At 70.9% G+C, this 18,320-nt stretch carries 19 protein-coding genes and 1 tRNA gene; 17 read left to right on the forward strand and 3 right to left on the reverse strand.

Features of this window, described 5'->3' with window-relative positions; all coding sequences use genetic code 11:
- Window positions 1–46: 46 nt before the first annotated feature.
- A tRNA-Glu gene (locus tag GVL05_RS08560) sits at window positions 47–119 on the reverse strand.
- Window positions 120–377: 258 nt separating this feature from the next.
- On the opposite strand from GVL05_RS08560, the gene GVL05_RS08565 reads away from it, so the two are divergent.
- Entirely contained in the window at window positions 378–1,655 is a 1,278-nt protein-coding gene (locus GVL05_RS08565) for a M23 family metallopeptidase (RefSeq protein WP_159572836.1), read from the forward strand.
- Window positions 1,656–1,688: 33 nt separating this feature from the next.
- Window positions 1,689–3,149 carry an NlpC/P60 family protein gene (locus GVL05_RS08570; protein WP_159572838.1) on the forward strand — a complete coding sequence of 487 codons (1,461 nt, stop codon included), beginning with the start codon at window positions 1,689–1,691 and terminating at the stop codon, window positions 3,147–3,149.
- Between the two features lie 200 nt (window positions 3,150–3,349).
- Here GVL05_RS08570 and GVL05_RS08575 read toward each other — a convergent pair whose 3' ends face one another.
- Complete coding sequence (locus GVL05_RS08575; protein WP_123294540.1) at window positions 3,350–3,841, reverse strand: inorganic diphosphatase; 492 nt, start codon at window positions 3,839–3,841, stop codon at window positions 3,350–3,352.
- A gap of 64 nt (window positions 3,842–3,905) precedes the next feature.
- Here GVL05_RS08575 and tilS point away from each other — a divergent pair, with 64 nt between their 5' ends.
- The 14 genes from tilS (at window position 3,906) to GVL05_RS08640 (ending at window position 16,638) form a co-directional block, all read left to right on the forward strand.
- Entirely contained in the window at window positions 3,906–4,925 is a 1,020-nt protein-coding gene (tilS, locus tag GVL05_RS08580) for a tRNA lysidine(34) synthetase TilS (protein ID WP_159572840.1), read from the forward strand.
- Window positions 4,926–4,934: 9 nt separating this feature from the next.
- Window positions 4,935–5,486 carry a hypoxanthine phosphoribosyltransferase gene (gene hpt, locus GVL05_RS08585; protein WP_111086933.1) on the forward strand — a complete coding sequence of 184 codons (552 nt, stop codon included), beginning with the start codon at window positions 4,935–4,937 and terminating at the stop codon, window positions 5,484–5,486.
- A gap of 135 nt (window positions 5,487–5,621) precedes the next feature.
- On the forward strand, window positions 5,622–7,610 hold the full coding sequence (ftsH, locus tag GVL05_RS08590; RefSeq protein ID WP_123294542.1) for an ATP-dependent zinc metalloprotease FtsH: 1,989 nt from the start codon (window positions 5,622–5,624) through the stop codon (window positions 7,608–7,610).
- 9 nt (window positions 7,611–7,619) lie between these two features.
- Entirely contained in the window at window positions 7,620–8,486 is an 867-nt protein-coding gene (gene folP, locus GVL05_RS08595; protein ID WP_200849184.1) for a dihydropteroate synthase, read from the forward strand.
- Window positions 8,483–8,872, forward strand: a complete 390-nt coding sequence (gene folB / locus GVL05_RS08600) for a dihydroneopterin aldolase (RefSeq protein ID WP_131844947.1) — start codon at window positions 8,483–8,485, stop codon at window positions 8,870–8,872. Before folP ends, folB begins: the two co-directional genes overlap by 4 nt.
- Window positions 8,869–9,426, forward strand: coding sequence for a 2-amino-4-hydroxy-6-hydroxymethyldihydropteridine diphosphokinase (gene folK, locus GVL05_RS08605; protein ID WP_159572842.1), 558 nt, complete (start codon window positions 8,869–8,871; stop codon window positions 9,424–9,426). The genes folB and folK overlap by 4 nt, the downstream gene beginning before the upstream one ends.
- Window positions 9,423–9,911 carry a DUF3180 domain-containing protein gene (locus tag GVL05_RS08610; RefSeq protein WP_159572844.1) on the forward strand — a complete coding sequence of 163 codons (489 nt, stop codon included), beginning with the start codon at window positions 9,423–9,425 and terminating at the stop codon, window positions 9,909–9,911. Before folK ends, GVL05_RS08610 begins: the two co-directional genes overlap by 4 nt.
- A gap of 58 nt (window positions 9,912–9,969) precedes the next feature.
- A complete protein-coding gene (locus GVL05_RS08615) occupies window positions 9,970–10,491 on the forward strand; it encodes a PH domain-containing protein (RefSeq protein WP_159572848.1) in 522 nt (173 codons plus the stop codon).
- A 9-nt stretch (window positions 10,492–10,500) separates the two neighbouring features.
- Window positions 10,501–12,258 (forward strand): PH domain-containing protein, encoded by a 1,758-nt coding sequence (locus GVL05_RS08620; protein WP_159572850.1) that lies wholly within the window; start codon window positions 10,501–10,503, stop codon window positions 12,256–12,258.
- Entirely contained in the window at window positions 12,255–12,947 is a 693-nt protein-coding gene (locus GVL05_RS08625) for a Rossmann-like and DUF2520 domain-containing protein (protein ID WP_165901135.1), read from the forward strand. Before GVL05_RS08620 ends, GVL05_RS08625 begins: the two co-directional genes overlap by 4 nt.
- A 217-nt stretch (window positions 12,948–13,164) precedes the next feature.
- Entirely contained in the window at window positions 13,165–14,691 is a 1,527-nt protein-coding gene (lysS, locus tag GVL05_RS08630; protein WP_131922009.1) for a lysine--tRNA ligase, read from the forward strand.
- 29 nt (window positions 14,692–14,720) lie between these two features.
- Complete coding sequence (locus GVL05_RS08635) at window positions 14,721–14,924, forward strand: hypothetical protein (RefSeq protein WP_131880928.1); 204 nt, start codon at window positions 14,721–14,723, stop codon at window positions 14,922–14,924.
- Window positions 14,925–15,069: 145 nt separating this feature from the next.
- The gene (locus GVL05_RS20265; protein WP_258373406.1) at window positions 15,070–15,201 is read left to right on the forward strand and encodes a hypothetical protein; all 132 of its coding nucleotides are present in this window, start codon (window positions 15,070–15,072) and stop codon (window positions 15,199–15,201) included.
- A gap of 378 nt (window positions 15,202–15,579) precedes the next feature.
- Window positions 15,580–16,638, forward strand: a complete 1,059-nt coding sequence (locus GVL05_RS08640; RefSeq protein ID WP_123671230.1) for a sigma-70 family RNA polymerase sigma factor — start codon at window positions 15,580–15,582, stop codon at window positions 16,636–16,638.
- Window positions 16,639–16,787: 149 nt separating this feature from the next.
- On the opposite strand, the gene GVL05_RS08645 is transcribed toward GVL05_RS08640, so the two are convergent.
- Window positions 16,788–17,720, reverse strand: coding sequence for an NAD(+)/NADH kinase (locus GVL05_RS08645; RefSeq protein ID WP_111086944.1), 933 nt, complete (start codon window positions 17,718–17,720; stop codon window positions 16,788–16,790).
- 70 nt (window positions 17,721–17,790) lie between these two features.
- Here GVL05_RS08645 and GVL05_RS08650 point away from each other — a divergent pair, with 70 nt between their 5' ends.
- A complete protein-coding gene (locus GVL05_RS08650) occupies window positions 17,791–18,267 on the forward strand; it encodes a Clp protease N-terminal domain-containing protein (protein ID WP_159572852.1) in 477 nt (158 codons plus the stop codon).
- Window positions 18,268–18,320: the final 53 nt, after the last annotated feature.

An 18,320-nucleotide genomic window follows, 5' to 3' on the forward strand; every position in this document is an offset into this window, starting at 1 on the left:
ATTGCTGTGGTGTTGCTCAGTACTACTTGCTCGCTCACTCGGAGAGTGACCCCAACGGGATTCGAACCCGTGCTGCCGCCGTGAAAGGGCGGTGTCCTAGGCCACTAAACGATAGGGCCGCAAGTGGTGCTTCGCGCTACCGATGGACAAGCATACGGATGCCCCCGGGGGTTCGCAAATCGGGCCGCGTTCCCGCGGAATCCCCGGCGTGTCGCGCCCGCCCGGCACCGGGTGTCGAGGTTGCGGTGCGAGCATCGTCACCGGCTCCACGCCCCTCGTCCGAGGGGCTGTGGGGCTGCGACACCTGTTGTTACTGTTGCGTCTGTTAACAGTGTTACGTGCGTGAGCCTTGCCGCGCTGTTACGAAATCGAGATACATGTCGACCTCACCTTCGCTCTCCCTCCGCAACCGCAGCCGCCTCGTCGCCGCCGCGGTCGCCGTCGCGGTCGCCGGAAGCACCCTCGCGGTCCTCGCCCCGGCGACGTCGGCCAGTGCCGCGAGCTACCCGAGCTGGTCCGAGGTGCAGAAGGCCAAGTCCTCGACGAGTGCCCAGCAGGCGAAGGTCACCGAGATCAAGTCGCTCATCTCGACCCTGAAGTCCGAGGCCGCTGCGAAGCAGAAGGCCGCACAGGCCGCCGGCGAGGCTTACCAGGCTGCACAGAACAAGTACGACGAGGCGACCCTCGAGCAGAAGACGCTCCAGTCCCAGGCGGACGACGCCGAGCAGACCGCCGCACAGTCCGAGGAGCAGGCCGGTCAGCTCGCCGCGCAGCTCGGTCGGGCCAGCGCCAACGACGTGACGACCGACATCCTCACGCACCCCTCGGACTCCGGTGACCTGCTCTACGAGCTCGGCGCCATGTCGAAGCTCAGCGAGCAGGCCGACGGGATCTACTCGCAGGCCTCGCAGGACCGGGGCACCGCGCAGGCGCAGGCCGACAAGGCGGACAAGGCCAAGGCTGCGCTGGGTGACCTCGCCGACGCGGCTCAGTCCAAGATGCAGCAGGCGCAGGGTGCTGCCGACGCGGCGCAGACCGCCGTCGACGCCCAGAACGACAACGAGTCGCGGCTCGAGGCCCAGCTGACCGCTCTCACCACGAAGCAGCGCGGTGTCGAGGCCGACTACCGCAAGGGCGTCGCCGCCGAGAAGGCCCGACAGGCCCGCATCGCCGCTGCTGCCGCCAAGGCAGCCGCGAAGGCCGCGGCGACGAGCCAGGGCGGTACCGGCGGCGGGACGGCCAACTCTGCCGGGTGGGTCCGTCCGGCCGGCGGCTTCCAGACCAGCGGCTACGGCATCCGCGTCGACCCGTACACGCACTACACGGCACTGCACGCCGGGGTCGACCTCGCTCCCGCCTGCTACGCACCGATCTACGCGGCCCACGACGGCACCGTGACCTTCGCGGGCAACGGCGGCGGCTACGGCAACGAGGTCATCCTCGACAACGGCGGCGGCATCTCGACGGCCTACGGCCACATCGTCGACGGCGGGATCATGGTCGCCAGCGGCCAGCACGTCACCGCCGGGCAGCAGATCGCCAAGATCGGTTCGACCGGCTGGTCGACCGGGTGCCACCTCCACTTCGAGACCCGGATCAACGGTGCTGCCGTCGACCCGGTCCCCTTCATGGCAGCGCGGGGGATCTCGGTATGAGCATCAGCGCAGCCGGGATGCGTTGACCCCGCCATGACCCTGTCCGCTCGCTCGTTCTCCTGCGGGATCGCCACCGTCGCCGTGCTCGGCATCGGACTGTCGGTCGTCATCGCCGGACCCGCCCAGGCCGCGCCGTCGGCACCGTCCTGGGACGACGTCAAGGCCGCGAAGTCGGATGCCGCCGACGCGCAGCAGACGGTGGACGAGCTGAGCGACCGGCTGACCTCGCTGCAGGCCGCCGCGGACCGCGCCGGCATCGTCGAGCAGCAGGCCGGGCAGGCGTACGCCCTCGCCGCCTCGCAGCAGCAGGAGGCGAAGGACACCCTCGCCGACCTGTCCGCGCAGTCGAAGCGGGCCAAGGGCAAGGCGGACGACTCCGCGGGCCAGGTGGCCGCGCTCGTCGTCGAGCTGTCCCGCACGGGCGGCGGCGACCTGTCGACGACGATGCTCACGGACGCCTCCGACTCCGGCGACCTGCTCTACCGCGTCGGCACGATGTCGCACCTGTCCGAGCGGTCGGCGACGATCCTGGCCCAGGCCCGCTCCGACCAGAAGACCGTGGACTCGCTCGCCGACCAGCAGTCCGTGGCCACGACGGCACTGAGCAAGGCGACCGAGGCGACGAAGACCGCCTTCGCCACTGCCAACGACGTCTCCGCCGACGCCCAGGCCCGGGTGCAGAAGCAGCAGGACCAGCAGGACGAGGTCCTCCGTCAGCTCGCGTACCTCAAGGGCACGAGCGTCGCGACGGAGAGTGCGTACTGGAGTGCGCAGCAGGCCAAGGCGGCCGAGACCGCCCTGGCGGCCCAGACGAGCACCGGCACCGGCACGGCCAGCGGCAGCGGCAGCGGCACCAGCACCGACAACGGCACCAGCGGCGGCACCAGCAACGGCAACACCTCGACCACCAACCCGAGCACCGGCGGCGGTAGCGGCAGCGGCACGACCACCCCGTCGCGCCCGAGCACCCCGTCGAAGCCGAGCACGCCGGCGGCGCCCGCTCCCGCGCCCGCCCCGGCTCCCGCCAAGCCGAGCACGCCGACGCCGTCGAAGCCGAGCACCCCGGCGCCCAGCACTCCGGCACCCGCCCCGAGCAGCCCCTCGAAGGCCGCCGGTGCGATCTCGTACGCCCGCGGGCAGCTCGGCAAGCCCTACGTCCTCGGTGGTGCCGGCCCGAGCACCTGGGACTGCTCCGGCCTCGTGATGATGGCGTACAGCTCGCAGGGCATCGCGACCGGCGGACACAACGTCGTCTGGCAGTACAACTACTTCGGCTCGATCGGTCGCCTCGTGCCGCTCTCGCAGCGCCAGCCCGGCGACATCCTCTTCTACTCGTCGAACGGAACCGCTTCCGGCGGTTACCACGACTCGATCTACACCGGCAACGGGATGATGGTCGAAGCGGCTCGACCGGGCGTCGGCGTGGTCGAGCGGGCGGTCTGGACGCCGAGTCAGCTCCTGCCGTACGTCGCCCGCCCGAGCGGTTCCCTGTAGCCCGCAGCCCGGTCTTTCCCAGAACGGCTGCGGTAGCAAGCGGGATCGGGCGTACCTGCCCGGATCAGAGCATCAGGTACGCCCGTTCCCACCAGGTACGCCCCCGCACCGCCCGTCCCCCGCCCGGCAAAGCAACCCCGGACACAGAACGGCGCCCGCCCTCCGGATGGAGAGCGGGCGCCGTTCGGCGTCAAGAAGCGTCAGTGACCAGCGGGCACGTAGGCCTTCTGGCCGGCCTGCACGATCGCCTCGGCCTCGGCGGCGTCGCCCCAGCCCTCGGCCTTGACCCACTTGTTCGGCTCGAGGTCCTTGTAGCGCTCGAAGAAGTGCGCGATCTCGGCCTTCGTCTGTTCGTCGACGTCCGAGATGTCCTGGATGTGCGTCCAGCGCGGGTCCTTCGCGGGGACCACGAGGACCTTCTCGTCCTTGCCGGCCTCGTCGCTCATCTTGAAGACGCCGACCGGACGGACCTTGACGCCCACGCCGGGGAACGTCGGGAACTCGAGGAGCAGCAGCGCGTCCACGGGGTCGCCGTCGTCAGCCAGGGTCTTCTCGAAGAAGCCGTAGTCGGTCGGGTAGACGAACGACGTGAACAGCACGCGGTCGAGGTAGACACGACCGGTCTCGTGGTCCACCTCGTACTTGTTGCGGCTGCCCTTGGGGATCTCGACGACGACGTCGTACGCGGCCATGTCTGTACTCCTGGTGTGTCGGTGGGGCTGTCGGTGGTCCCGAGAGCGCGGCTAACGTTACCGGGTGAACTCTCCGCGTCCCCGGCTGGACCCTGCCGTCGCCGAGACCCGCCTGGCGGTCCGCGACCTGCTCGCCACCGCGCTCGACGACGGCGTCGTCACCGCGGGTGACCTCGTGCTGGTCGCGCTGAGCGGCGGACCGGACTCGCTCGCGCTCGCCGCGGCCACCGCGTTCGAGGCGGGCAAGCAGGGGCTCCGAGCCGGGGCAGTGGTCGTCGACCACGCGCTCCAGGCGGGCTCCGAGGCGGTCGCGAGCCGCGCCTCCCGGCAAGCATCCGAGCTGGGTCTGGACCCGGTCGAGGTCCGCAGGGTCGCGGTCGGCTCCGACGGCGGTCCGGAGGGCGCCGCCCGGGAGGCCCGCCACGCGTCGATCGCCGAGGTCGCGTCCGCCACCGGGTCGCCTCTCGTGCTGTTGGGACACACCCTGGACGACCAGGCCGAGACGGTGCTGCTGGGCCTGCTGCGCGGCAGCGGGCCGGACAGCCTGTCCGGCATGCTGCCGCTCGCACGGCGCGACCAGGGGCCGGCCTACGGCCGCCCGCTGCTCACCGTGCGGCGGCACGCGACGCGGCAGGCGTGCGCCGCCGCCGGGCTGGCGCCGTGGCACGACCCGCAGAACGAGGACGCGGCGTACGCCCGTGTCCGCGTGCGGAACACCCTCATGCCGGTGCTCGAGCGCGAGCTCGGTGAGGGGGTGCCCGAGGCGCTGGCGCGGACGGCCGACCAGCTGCGCGAGGACTCGGCGGCACTCGACCACTTCGCCGAGGAACTGGCGGAGGACATCGCCGAACACTCCGAGGCCGGCATCTCCCTGTCCGTCCGGGCGCTCGGGGCGAACCCGCCGGCGCTCCGGCAGCGACTCGTGCGCCTGGCGGTGGAGAGCGAGTTCGGCGTGACGCTGTCGCGCGTGCAGACGCTGGAGGTCTGCCGGCTCGTCACGGACTGGAGCGGACAGGGGCCGATCGACCTGCCGGGCGTCCGGGCGTCGCGATCCGGTGACCGCCTGTCGTTCAGCGCCGGTTAGGCTGGACCGGTGGAACTCTCCGACGTCCAGGCAGACCTGTCCGAAGTCCTCTTCACCCCCGAGCAGATCGACGACAAGCTCGCCGAACTCGCGGCGGTCGTCGACGCCGACTACGCGGGCCGCGACCCCTTGCTCGTCGGTGTCCTGAAGGGTGCCGTCATGGTGATGGCGGACTTCTCGCGACACCTCAAGATGCAGGCGCGGATGGACTGGATGGCGGTGTCGTCGTACGGCTCCGGCACGAAGTCGTCCGGTGTGGTGCGGATCCTCAAGGACCTCGACACCGACCTGCACGGACGCGACGTCCTCATCGTCGAGGACATCATCGACTCCGGTCTGACGCTGTCCTGGCTCAAGCAGAACCTGCAGTCCCGCGGTGCCGCGAGCGTCGAGATCGTCGCCCTGCTGCGCAAGCCCGAGGCCGCCAAGGTCGAGGTCGACGTCAAGTACGTGGGCTTCGACATCCCCGACGAGTTCGTGGTCGGCTACGGCCTCGACTACGACGAGCGCTACCGGAACCTGCGCGGTGTCGGCGTCCTGGCGCCGCACGTGTACTCGTAACCCGTCCAGGGGGTACTTGCCTCGGGTTGAGTTCGCCCGCAGAGGACACCCATTCTCGCCACAGAATCGCGGCCGTATGCTGACCTGCACGCAACTTCGGCAGAGAAAGGTGTCGGGCACTCGCGCCCGGATCACATGAACTTCAAGCGCATCTTCCGCGGCCCGTACCTCTACGTGCTGATCGCGCTGGCGGGCATCTTCATCGGCTGGAGCGTCATCAGCCAGGGCAGCACGACCGAGGTCAGCACCCAGAAGGGCCTCGAGCAGCTCGCCGACGGCAAGATCTCGTCCGTCATCGTCAACTCCACCGAGCAGCGGGTCGACATGATCACCCGCGACGGCGACAAGCAGGAGCAGTTCTACTACTCCACGCCCCGTGGCGAAGAGGTCATCCAGGCCGTCAACGACGCCAACCTGCCCAAGGGCTACGACGACCACGTGAACACGGGCAACTGGTTCCTGTCGCTCCTCGGCGTCCTGCTCCCCTTCCTGATCATCGGTGCCCTGTTCTGGTTCCTGCTCTCGAGCGCCCAGGGCGGCGGCTCGAAGGTCATGCAGTTCGGCAAGTCGAAGGCCAAGATCAACAACAAGGAGAACCCGCAGGTGTCGTTCGCCGACGTCGCGGGCTCCGACGAGGCGATCGAGGAACTCCACGAGATCAAGGAGTTCCTGAAGGAGCCGGCGAAGTTCCAGGCCGTCGGCGCCAAGATCCCGAAGGGCGTGCTGCTGTACGGCCCTCCCGGAACCGGCAAGACCCTGCTCGCCCGCGCCGTCGCCGGCGAAGCGGGTGTGCCCTTCTACTCGATCTCCGGTTCGGACTTCGTCGAGATGTTCGTCGGTGTCGGTGCGAGCCGTGTCCGTGACCTCTTCGAGCAGGCCAAGGCGAACTCGCCGGCCATCGTCTTCATCGACGAGATCGACGCCGTCGGTCGTCACCGCGGTGCCGGCATCGGCGGCGGCAACGACGAGCGCGAGCAGACGCTCAACCAGCTGCTCGTCGAGATGGACGGCTTCGACGGCAAGACGAACGTCATCCTCATCGCCGCGACGAACCGTCCCGACGTGCTCGACCCCGCGCTCCTGCGTCCGGGCCGCTTCGACCGTCAGATCGGTGTCGACGCCCCGGGCATGGCCGGCCGCAAGCAGATCCTCGAGGTGCACGCGAAGGGCAAGCCGCTCGCCGCGAGCGTCGACCTGGAGCTGCTCGCCCGCAAGACGCCGGGCTTCACCGGCGCCGACCTGGCGAACGTCCTGAACGAGGCCGCGCTGCTCACCGCCCGGTCGAACGCGCAGCTCATCGACAACCGTGCGCTGGACGAGGCCGTCGACCGCGTCATGGCGGGCCCGCAGCGTCGGACCCGGATCATGTCCGACCAGGAACGCCTGATCACCGCGTACCACGAGGGCGGCCACGCCCTGGCGGCAGCGGCGATGCGGCACACCGACCCGGTCACCAAGATCACGATCTTGCCGCGCGGCCGTGCCCTCGGGTACACGATGGTGCTCCCGCTCGAGGACAAGTACTCGGTCACCCGCAACGAGCTGCTCGACCAGCTCACCTACGCCATGGGTGGACGCGTCGCCGAGGAGATCGTGTTCCACGACCCCACCACCGGCGCCTCGAACGACATCGAGAAGGCCACCGGCACCGCCCGCAAGATGGTCACCGAGTACGGCATGAGCCAGGCCGTCGGGTCCGTCAAGCTCGGTTCCGGGTCCAGCGAGCCGTTCGTCGGCCGTGACATGAGCGGCGGGACCGGGCGCGACTACTCGGAGAACATCGCCCAGACCGTCGACGCCGAGACCCGTGCGCTGCTCGAGGCCGCGCACAACGAGGCCTACCAGGTGCTCAACGACAACCGCGACATCCTCGACCGCCTGGCCGGTGAGCTCCTCGAGAAGGAGACGCTCGACGCCCCGGAGCTCGTGGAGATCTTCAAGGACGTCCGCAAGCTGCCGGAGCGCCCGCAGTGGCTCTCCAGCGACAAGCGTCCGGTGAGCAACCTGCCCGCGATCGACGTGCCCGGGCAGGCCGCCGCCACCGCAGCGGACCAGTCGGACAGCGAGTCGACCTCGAAGCCCCGTCGTCGCCCCTTCGGCAACCCGGGTATCGCCCCGGCGTAGGGGGCCGGCATGACCGACCTGCCGACGAGACGTGCTCGTCGGCTCGACACCCGCGGCGGTCCGACACCGGACCGCACGCGGGTGTTGGGCATCCTCAACGTGACGCCCGACTCGTTCAGCGACGGCGGGCTGCACCAGGCCTACGACGCCGCCGTGCAGCACGCGCGTGACCTCGTCGCCGCGGGCGCCGACATCATCGACGTCGGTGGGGAGTCGACCCGCCCGGGCTCGGAGCGCGTGCCGATGCCGGTCGAGCAGGAGCGCGTCCTGCCGGTCGTCCGGCAGCTCGTCGCCGAGGGCATCCCGGTGAGCGTCGACACGATGAACGCCTCGACCGCCGAACGGGCCGTCGAGCTCGGCGCCGCGATCGTCAACGACGTGTCCGGCGGCCTGGCCGATCCGGACATGGCCCGCGTGGTCGCGTCGACCGGGGTCGGGTTCGTGGTCATGCACTGGCGTGGCCACAGCGACCGGATGTACCGCAACGCCGAGTACGTGCACGCCGTCGACGAGGTCCGTCGCGAGGTCGAGATGCGGGTCGCCGAGCTCATCGTCCTCGGGGTGCGACAGGAACAGGTCGTGATCGACCCGGGCCTCGGCTTCGCCAAGCAGGGCGTGCAGAACTGGGAGATCCTGGCCGGGTACGAGCGGTTCGCCTCGATCGGTCTGCCGGTGCTCGTCGCCGCATCACGCAAGCGGTTCCTGGACGGAGTGGGCAGCCCCGAGGGGGCCCCGCCGAAGGACCGCGACCTCGCCACCGCCGCCATCAGCCTGCTCGCCGCCGAACGCGGCGCGTGGGGGGTGCGCGTGCACGACCCGGCACCGACCCGTGCCGTGCTCGACGTCTGGGACGCCTGGAGGGCAGCTCGCTCGTGAACGACACCATCCGCCTCGTCGGGGTCCGCGCCCGCGGCCACCACGGGGTCTTCGACCACGAACGTGCTGACGGCCAGGACTTCGTCGTCGACGTCGTCGTGGAGCTCGACGCCCGTGCGGCCTCGGGCAGCGACGACCTCGACGCCACCGTGCACTACGGCGTGCTCGCCGAGCAGGTCGTCGCCGAGATCGAACGCGACCCGGTGGACCTGATCGAGACCCTCGCGGAGCGCATCGCGGCCGCGGTTCTCACCCACCGTGCGGCCCTGGCGACCGAGGTCACCGTGCACAAGCCGCAGGCACCCATCACCGTGCCGTTCACGGACGTCTCGATCACCATCCGCCGTGCCCGCGGGGCGACCGTGCCGGACGAGGAAGAAGAGTGAGCCGCGTCGTCGTCGCGCTCGGCGCCAACCTCGGCGACCGGGGGAGCACCCTCCGCGCCGCCGCCCGAGCGGTCGCCGCGCTGCCCGGGGTCCACCCGGTGGCGTCGAGCCACGAGGTCGAGTCGGTCGCCGTCACCCTGGACGGCCGCGACGACACCAAGCCGCGGTACCGCAACGCCGTCGTGGTCGTCGACACCGACCTCGAGCCGCAGGCGTTCCTCGACGCACTGCACGGCATCGAGGACGAGCACGGCCGCACCCGCGACGTCCGTTGGGGCGACCGGACCCTCGACCTCGACGTCATCGCCGTCGACGACCTGCACATCGACACCGCCACGCTCACCGTCCCGCACCCCCGTGCCGCCGAGCGCGCGTTCGTGCTCGCACCGTGGCTCGACGCCGACCCCGCGGCCGCCCTGCCCGGCGCCGGGCCGGTGGCCGACCTGCTCGCCGCCGTGGGGGACGACACCGAGCGCGTCGACGAGCCGCGCCTGTTCGCGGACGTGCCCCGCGCCTCCCGGGCCACCACCGAAGGGAACGTGACCCAGCCGTGAAGCCGACCCGTCCCTCCACCCTGTTCAGCATCGCCGTCGTGACCGCGGTGGCGGGCTTCGCGTTCGACGCGGTGCTCGCGTCGCGACAGTCGCCGACGCTGCTGCTCGCCGTGCCGCTCGGCATCACGCTCGCGTTCATCGGCGTCGCCGTCGTGCTCATGGCGCGTCCCGTCCGCCGGCACGCCCGCGAGGGCGCCGGCCGGCAGCGCCCGGTCGACCCGCTCTACGCCACGCGCGTGGTGGTGCTGGCGAAGGCCTCGAGCATCTGCGGCGTCCTGTTCGGCGGCTTCGCGATCGGCCTGGTCGTGTACCTCCTGACCCGCTCGGTGACGCCTTCGCTAGGCTCGACCCTGCCGAACGTGGTCGCCGTCGGGGGCGGGATCGTGCTGACGGTCTGCGCACTCGTGGCAGAGCGCATGTGCATCGCTCCTCCGGGTGACGACGACGAGCCGGGCGACCCCCGGAACGGCACGACGGCGAACTGACCCGAGCGCACCCCGCACGACGGCGAACTGACCCGAGCACACCCACTGGAGGCCCGCGATGGCGCGTGAACGACTCGACGAGCCGGGCCTCGGCCTGACCGGCATCGACTGGACCAGGGTGTCCGCGAAGCTCGTGTGGACCGAACTCATCACGACCCTGGTGATCGGCCTCGTGGTGACCGCCGGCCTGGTCCTGATCGGGATCGTCAACGACGGCTTCGGCTCGGGCGCCGGCACGGTCTGGCTGCTCATCGGCATCGTGGTGCTCGTCATCACGCTCGTCACCGCGGCGCTGACGCCCCGCCGGGTCCGTGCGATCGGCTACGCCCTGCGCGACGACGACCTGGTGGTCCGCCGCGGCCTGATGTGGCAGCGCTTCACGGCGGTGCCGTACGGGCGCATGCAGCTCGTCGACGTGGCGCGCGGTCCGCTCGACCGGGCGCTCGGCACGAGCGAGCTGAAGTTCGTGACCGCCGCGGCCGCCACGAACGTCCGCATCCCCGGCATCCCCGCGACCGACGCCGACGAACTGCGCGACCGGCTCGTCGAGCTCGCCGAGTCCCGCCGCGCCGGGCTGTAGGGGGTCGCGGTGACCTTCCGACCCGGCCCGCCGCCGCCCGCCCCGCCCACGCGCGGGAACGCCGCTGCCGCAGCGCCCCTGACCGACGGCGAGTGGCACCGTCTGCACCCGCTGACCCCGCTGCTCAAGGGCGGGATCTTCCTGATCGTCATCCTCGGCTACGTGCTGAACAGCCTGCGCGACCAGCTCGTCGAGTTCTTCATCCCCGGCGGCGAGCAGCAGGACGGCGACCCCGTCCGCTACGTCTACGAGCACGGCGTCGTCGGCTGGGTGCTGCTCGGCGTCGCGGTGTTCCTGCTCGTGCTGATCGGGCTCTTCTACCTGTCCTGGCGGATGCACGAGTTCCGGGTCACCGGCGAGATCGTCGAGGTCCGCTCGGGCGTGCTGTTCCGGAACCACCGCAAGGCCCGGCTCGACCGGATCCAGGGCATCAACATCTCGCGTCCGCTCATCCCGCGGGTGTTCGGCACGGCGAAGCTCGAGATCGCCCAGGCCGGCAACGACGCCAACGTGCAGCTCGCCTACCTCGGGGTGAAGGCCGCCGACGACCTGCGGCTGCGCATCCTCGTGCTCGCCTCTGGTGCGAAGGACGACGACCGTGGCAGTGGTCCGGCGCGTGCGTCGAACGGTGTGCTGCAGGACCGCGTCGACGAGATGTTCTCGCCCGAGCTCGACCCCGCCGCGGTGCAGGCCACCCGGATCGTCAAGGTGAAGCCCGGTCGGCTGCTCGCGTCGATGCTGCTCTCCGGCACCACCGTCTTCATCCTGCTGGCCGTGGCGGCGATGATCGTCAGCGTCGCGCTCACCGGCGAGTACGGGATCCTGTTCGGCCTGTTCCCCGCCGTGATCGGTGCGGGCAGCTACTACGTCCGCAAGTTCTCGCGGTCGCTGCAGTACACGATCGCCGAGACCCGCGACGGCATCCGGATCGGGTTCGGCCTCGTGTCGACCTCGAACGAGACGCTGCCCCCGGGCCGCATCCACGCCGTGAGCGTCGCGCAGCCGCTGCTCTGGCGCCCGTTCGGTTGGTGGGACGTCCGGATCAACCGGGCGACGAACGCGGGCAACGGGGCGTCGAGCAACCAGCAGGCCTCCGCCATCGTGCTGCCCGTCGGCACCGCGGCCGACGTCCGCGAGGTCCTCGACATCATCCTGCCCGGCCTGGTCGGCACTGCCGTCGCCGGCCCCGAGGCGTCGCAGGAGGCCCTGCGGGAAGGCTCCGCCGAGGCCGTCAGCGTCGTCGACGACAGCCTCACCACGAGCGGCGACGAAGGTGGTTTCGTGCACTCCCCGCGCCGCGGCGCCTGGCTCCGGCCGTTCGCGTTCCGACGCAACGGGTACCGGTTCGTGCAGGGCGCGGTGCTGCTCCGGCTCGGCGCCGTCTGGCGGTCGCTCGTCATCGTGCCGCTGCCCCGGGTGCAGAGCGTCAAGGTCGAACAGGGTCCGCTCGAGCGTGCCCTGCGGCTCGCCGCCGTCCACGTGCACACCGTCGCCGGGCCGGTCTCGGCCCGCGTCGGTGCGCTCGACGCGCGGGACGCGCAGCGTCTGTGGTCCGAGACCACCCAGCGCGCCGTCGAGGCCGCTGCGGTCGACACGTCCCACCGGTGGCGCGAACGGGAGGCCCGTCCAGCGTCCGCCAGGCACGCTGCGGACGTGCCGTGGCCCGGGACCGGAGCCCCTGCCGGACCCGACGGCGACCACCGGCCCGGCACCGTGCCTCCCGGCCCGGGGTGGAGCGACGTCCCGCCCACCGGGGCCGTCCGATGAGGGCCGGGCGCCTCGGCGTCGGCGTCGTTGGGGCCGGACGGGTCGGACCCGTGCTCGGCGCCGCACTCGCGAACGCGGAGCACGCGGTCGTCGGCGTGACCGCCGTGTCCGCCGAGAGCCGTGACCGCGCCGAGGCGATGCTGCCCGGCGCTCCCGTGCTCGCAACGCCGGACCTGGTGGAGCGGAGCGAACTCGTCCTGCTCGCGGTGCCGGACGACCAGCTGGCCTCACTCGTGCAGGGCCTGGCGGACGCCGGCATCTGGCAGCCCGGGCAGCTCGTCGTGCACACCAGCCCGGACCACGGCGTCGGCATCCTCGCCCCCGCGATGGCGGCCGGTGCGATCCCGCTCGCCATCCACCCCGCGATGGCGTTCACCGGCACCAGCGTCGACCTGTCGCGGCTCCGTGACGCCTACTGCGCGGTCACCGCCCCGTCACCCGTGCTGCCCATCGCGCAGGCCCTGGTGGTCGAGATGGGCGCCGAGCCGTTCGTCATCGCCGAGGGGGACCGGCCCGCCTACGCCGACGCCGTCCGCGCCGCCGTGAGCTTCTCGACGGCGATCGTGGACCAGTCGGCGGGCACGCTCTCCGGCATCGGCGTCGACCACCCCGGCCGGGTGCTCGGTGCGCTCGTCCGCTCCGCGGTCGACAACGCCCTGACGGCCGCCGACGGGCAGTCCACGCTGTAGGGGCATGGCGCTCGGTCACGACGCCCCGCTCAGTTCCGCCGAGCGGTCACGAACCGTCGGCCCGCGGCGCTCCGGCCGACGGAACGTGACCGGTCGGCGCCGCGCCGGCGGGGAGTCGCGACCAGTCGAGGGGACCCGTCCGGGCACGGTTCGGGGGCGGGCTCGCGGCGCGGGTAGCATTTCCCCCGACCCCCACGACCATCGGAGCCGCACCCGCATGACCGACGAGACCGCCACCACCGACACCGCGATCGCCGACGCCGCCGCACTGGCCGAGCAGGAGACCAGCGAGCAGCGACAGGTCCGGCTCGACAAGCGGGCGAAGCTCCTCGAATCGGGCATCGAGGCGTACCCCGCCGAGCTCCCGATCACGACGACGATCCCGGCGGTCCGCGACCAGTACGCGCACCTCGAGACCGGCGAGGAGACGCAGGACGTCGTCGGTGTCGCCGGCCGCATCGTGTTCTCGCGCAACACCGGCAAGCTCTGCTTCGCGTCGCTGCAGTCCGGCGACGGCTCCCGCATCCAGGCGATGGTGTCCCTGGCCGAGGTCGGAGACGAGTCCCTCGCGCGCTGGAAGGAGTTCGTCGACCTCGGCGACCACGTGTTCGTACACGGACGTGTGATCTCCTCGCGCCGCGGTGAGCTGTCGATCATGGTCGACGAGTGGGCGATCGCGGCGAAGGCGATCCTGCCGCTGCCGAACCTGCACAACGAACTGAACGAGGAGACGCGGGTCCGCCAGCGCTACCTCGACCTCATCGTCCGCGACGAAGCACGCGCCACCGTCCGCGCGCGTGCCGCCGTGATGTCCTCGCTCCGCCAGACCTTCACCGAGCACGAGTACCTCGAGGTCGAGACGCCGATGCTGCAGACCCAGCACGGTGGCGCCTCGGCTCGTCCGTTCGTGACCCACTCGAACGCCTTCGACACCGAGCTCTTCCTGCGCATCGCACCCGAGCTCTTCCTGAAGCGCGCGGTCGTCGGCGGCATCGACCGGGTGTTCGAGATCAACCGGAACTTCCGCAACGAGGGTGCCGACTCGTCGCACTCGCCCGAGTTCGCGATGGTCGAGGCCTACCAGGCGTACGGCAACTACGAGCAGATGGCCGACCTGACGCAGGAGCTCGTGCAGCGCGCTGCGCGGGCCGTGACCGGCGGCTCGCTCGAGGTCACCCTGCCCGACGGCAGCACGTACGACCTCGGCGGCGAGTGGCCGCGCATCGACATGTACGGCTCACTGTCCGAGGCAGCCGGTCGCGAGATCACCCCGGAGACCCCGCTGTCCGAGCTGCAGGAGCTCGCCGCTGCCGAGGGCGTCGAGGTCGCGCACGCCACGCACGGCAAGTACGTCGAAGAGCTCTGGGAGCACTTCGTGATCGACTCGCTCGACCGCCCGACGTTCGTGATGAACTTCCCGGTCGACACCTCGCCGCTCACCCGCGAGCACCGCACCCGACCGGGCATCGTCGAGAAGTGGGACCTGTACGTCCGCGGCTTCGAGCTCGCGACGGCGTACTCCGAGCTCGTCGACCCGGTCGTGCAGCGGGAGCGCTTCGTCGAGCAGGCGAAGCTCGCAGCCGGCGGTGACCCCGAGGCGATGCGCGTCGACGAGGAGTTCCTGCGAGCCCTCGAGCACGCGATGCCCCCGTCGGGTGGCATGGGCATGGGCGTCGACCGCCTGCTCATGGCGATCACCGGCCTCGGCATCCGCGAGACGATCCTGTTCCCGTTGGTGAAGTAAGACCCGGTTCCCCGGGGTACGATGCTCCGGTGCCGCATGGAGTCGTGACCGGGATCATCTTCGCCCTGACGCCGACCATCGTCGTCGGCCTCATCTTCTGGTTCGTGATGCGCGCCATCATGCGGGCCGACCGCACCGAGCGTGCCGCGTACGCCAAGGTCGAGGCCGAGGAGCGTGTCCGGTTCGAGCGGGAGCACGGCGTCCCCGCGCCGGCACCGGCCTCGGCCGAGTAGCGCCGCCCGACCCAGTCCTGTCCGAAGGCCGTCGCCCATCGTGGTCGGCGGCCTTCGACGTCGGTGCCCCCTGGACGGCTGTGCGCCCTCGACCGGTCACGCACCGTTCACCTCGCCGTCGCGCGCCGGGGTGAGCATCGTCCGCATGGCAACCACACACCCCTTCACGGGTCGCAGCCTCGTCGGTGACATCGAGAGCGAGTACGACGAGTTCGACCGAGACGCCGACCTCGAGGCGTCCAAGCGCCGGGACGGGTGGCTCGAACCCTCCTGGTGACCCCCACCCACTCGGTTTTCGGGGTACGACCACCGGATCGCATCGATCCGGCCGGACGTACCCCTTTTGCATGTCCGGAAGGCGCGGCACCATGGGGTACAGGTTCGGAAACGCGTGAGAGACACGCCTGCAACGCCGGAAACATCACGTCATACCCTTGATCCGCGGCGGTTCGGGGGACCACACTGGCAGCATCGCTGTACCCCACGGGGGACGGTTTCGATGACGAAGCACGGAGATGCCTGAGAATCATTCCGATCGGTTTGTGGGGTACACCTCCGGACCGCTTTACTCGTGAACACCCCAAGCAGCACCCAGAAGCACCACCCCCAGCACCACCGCACGAAGCCATCACCGCCGAACGCAGGGAGCAACACCATGACGATCGCACCGGCTGCACCGAGCACCACCCGCCGCGCCACCACGAAGAAGGCAGCGGCATCGAAGACCCAGGCCGCCGAGTCCACGACGACCTCCCTCGACACCGAGGTCGAGGCCGACGAGCAGCTCGCCGGTGTCCGCGGCGCCTCCGTCGACCAGGTCGGCGACTACCTGCGCCACATCGGTCGCCTCTCGCTCCTCACCGCCGAGGAAGAAGCGCAGATCGCCCGTCGCATCGAGGTCGGCCTGTTCGCGGAGGAGAAGCTCGCGACCGAGAAGGGCCTCGCGAAGACCCTGCAGCGCGAACTCCGCTGGCTCGTCCGCGACGGTGAGCGCGCCAAGGAGCGCATGATCACCTCGAACCTCCGTCTGGTCGTCAGCATCGCGAAGCGCTACTCGCAGCGGGGCCTGCCGTTCATGGACGTCATCCAGGAGGGCAACCTCGGCCTGGTCCGTGCGGTCGAGAAGTTCGACTTCACGCAGGGCTACAAGTTCTCGACCTACGCCACCTGGTGGATCCGCCAGGCGATCTCGCGTGGTCTCGCCGACAAGGCCCGCACGATCCGCATCCCGGTCCACACCGTCGAGCTGATCAACAAGATCTCCCGCACCGAGCGCGATCTGACCGTCGACCTCGGCCGTGCGCCGATGCCCGACGAGGTCGCCGCCGAGCTGAGCATGACGGTCGAAGAGCTCGTCGACCTCAAGGGTCGCTCGCACGAGCCGGTCTCGATCCACACCGTGGTCGGCGACTCGGACGACAGCGAGCTCGGTGACTTCATCGAGGACGAGGACGCTGCGTCCCCGAACGAGCTCACCGAGACCACGCTCCTGCACCGCGACATCCGTTCGATCGTCGCCGAGCTGCCGAGCGAGGAAGCCAACGTGATCCGCATGCGCTACGGCCTCGACGACGACAAGCCGATGACGCTCGACGAGATCTCGAAGATCGTGCACACGACCCGCCAGGCCGTCAGCCGGGTGGAGTCGCGCGCCAAGCTGCGTCTGTTCGCCAAGGCGGTCTCGCAGGACATGCAGCTGTACCTGACCGACTGAGGTCAGCAGGCTTCGGCCGGCGCTTGCGTCGGCAGGGGAACCCGGGTCGGTCTGTGGGAAGACGATCCGGTGGGGTGATGGGAAGGCCCGCTCGAGCACCGCTCGAGCGGGCCATTCACGTTCGTGGGCGTAGGCACCTGCCCGGACCGCTACTGGTCGAGTTCGCGTCCGAGCTTCTGCCGCAGGTCGCTCGGGATCAGCTCGATGAGCTGGTCGGGTCGTACCGGCAGGTCGAGCAGGCTCAGCTTCACCCGACCGGTGCGTCCGTGCCGCTCGGCGTCGAGTCGCACGACGCTGCCGGCGTCCTTGCGGAGGCGGACGTCGATCTGCGCTCCGGTGGCGACCTCGCCGACGACGAGTCCGTCGACCTCGAGTGCGGCGCTCCTGGTGCCCTCCGCGATGTCGAACCGGTAGCGCTCGCGGGCGGCGAGCACCACGGCGCGGTCGATGCCCGCCATCGGGGCGACCGGGGTGACGACGGACCCGGAGAGTGCGGGGGAGAGCACCGGGCCACCCGCGGCGTAGTTGTACGCGGTGGAGCCGGCCGGGGTCGCGGCGACGATGGCGTCGGCGCGGTAGTAGCCGTAGCCGAGCCCGCCGACACTGAGGTCCGCCGACACCTGACCGGAACCGGGGCGCCGCACGATCGTCAGGTCGTTGAACGCCAGGTAGTCGGTGCGTGCGCCGCTCCAGGACAGCCGGGCCTCGAGCGCGTGGTGCGGCTCGAGCTGGTACTCGCCGGCCGACAGCCGGTCGAGCGCTGCCTCGAGTTCGGGCGGTTCGATCTCCACCAGGAACCCGACGTTGCCGTAGTTCACGCCGAGCACCGGGACCGGGCGCTTCGCCACGAGTCGCATCGCGCCGAGCATGGTGCCGTCGCCGCCGAGGGCCACGACGAGGTCGACGCGTGCGGTGAAGTCGTCGTCCTCCACGGCGGTGATGCCCCCGCCGATCCGCTGTGCGTCGGCTCGGCGGGCGACGAGCTCGCCCCGGCCGGACGCGTTCCATCGCTGCAGGGTCGTGACGGACTCCTGCACGTTCTTGGTCGGGTGGACGACGAGGCCGACGACGGGCTGATCCATGACCGGATGGTACCGAGCCGCGCTGAACCGAGGGCTGTTCAATTGCCATCGCATGCGATATTCTGAATACATGCAGATCGCTCAGCTGTCCGTCGCCCTCCCCACCGTCCGGCAGGGTCGCGAGATCGTGCTGCTCGCCGACCTCGAGTCCCACGAGACGGGCTTCGGCTTCGTCGACGCGGAGCACCTCCTGCTCGCCGCCGTCACGCTCTGCGACGGGATGCCCCGGTTCCGCCCGGTCCTCGAGGCGCACGGGGTCAGCCCCGAAGCCGTCCGCTCCGAGATCAGCGTCTTCGTCGGTGCGCGGGCGGCGTGCCCCGACGAGCACGATCGGGTCGCCTGCACACCGGCGGCCGCCCGGGTCCTCGCACGAGCAGCCGTCCTCGCTGGTCCGGCCGAACGTGTCCGCCCGGTCCACGTCGTGCTGGCCGTCCTCGACGGCGTCGACGACCCCTTCATGGGGTCGGCGCACGACGTCCTCGACGCCCTGGGCGTCGAGCCGCGCCGCTTCCGGCGTGCCCTGCGCCGGGCAGCGCGCCGCGCCTGACACGCGACCCAGGAGCGATCGGGAGGCCCGTGGCGGACGCCGCCACGGGCCTC

The organism is Curtobacterium sp. 18060 (genome assembly GCF_902706105.1).
Taxonomy (GTDB): Bacteria; Actinomycetota; Actinomycetes; order Actinomycetales; family Microbacteriaceae; genus Curtobacterium.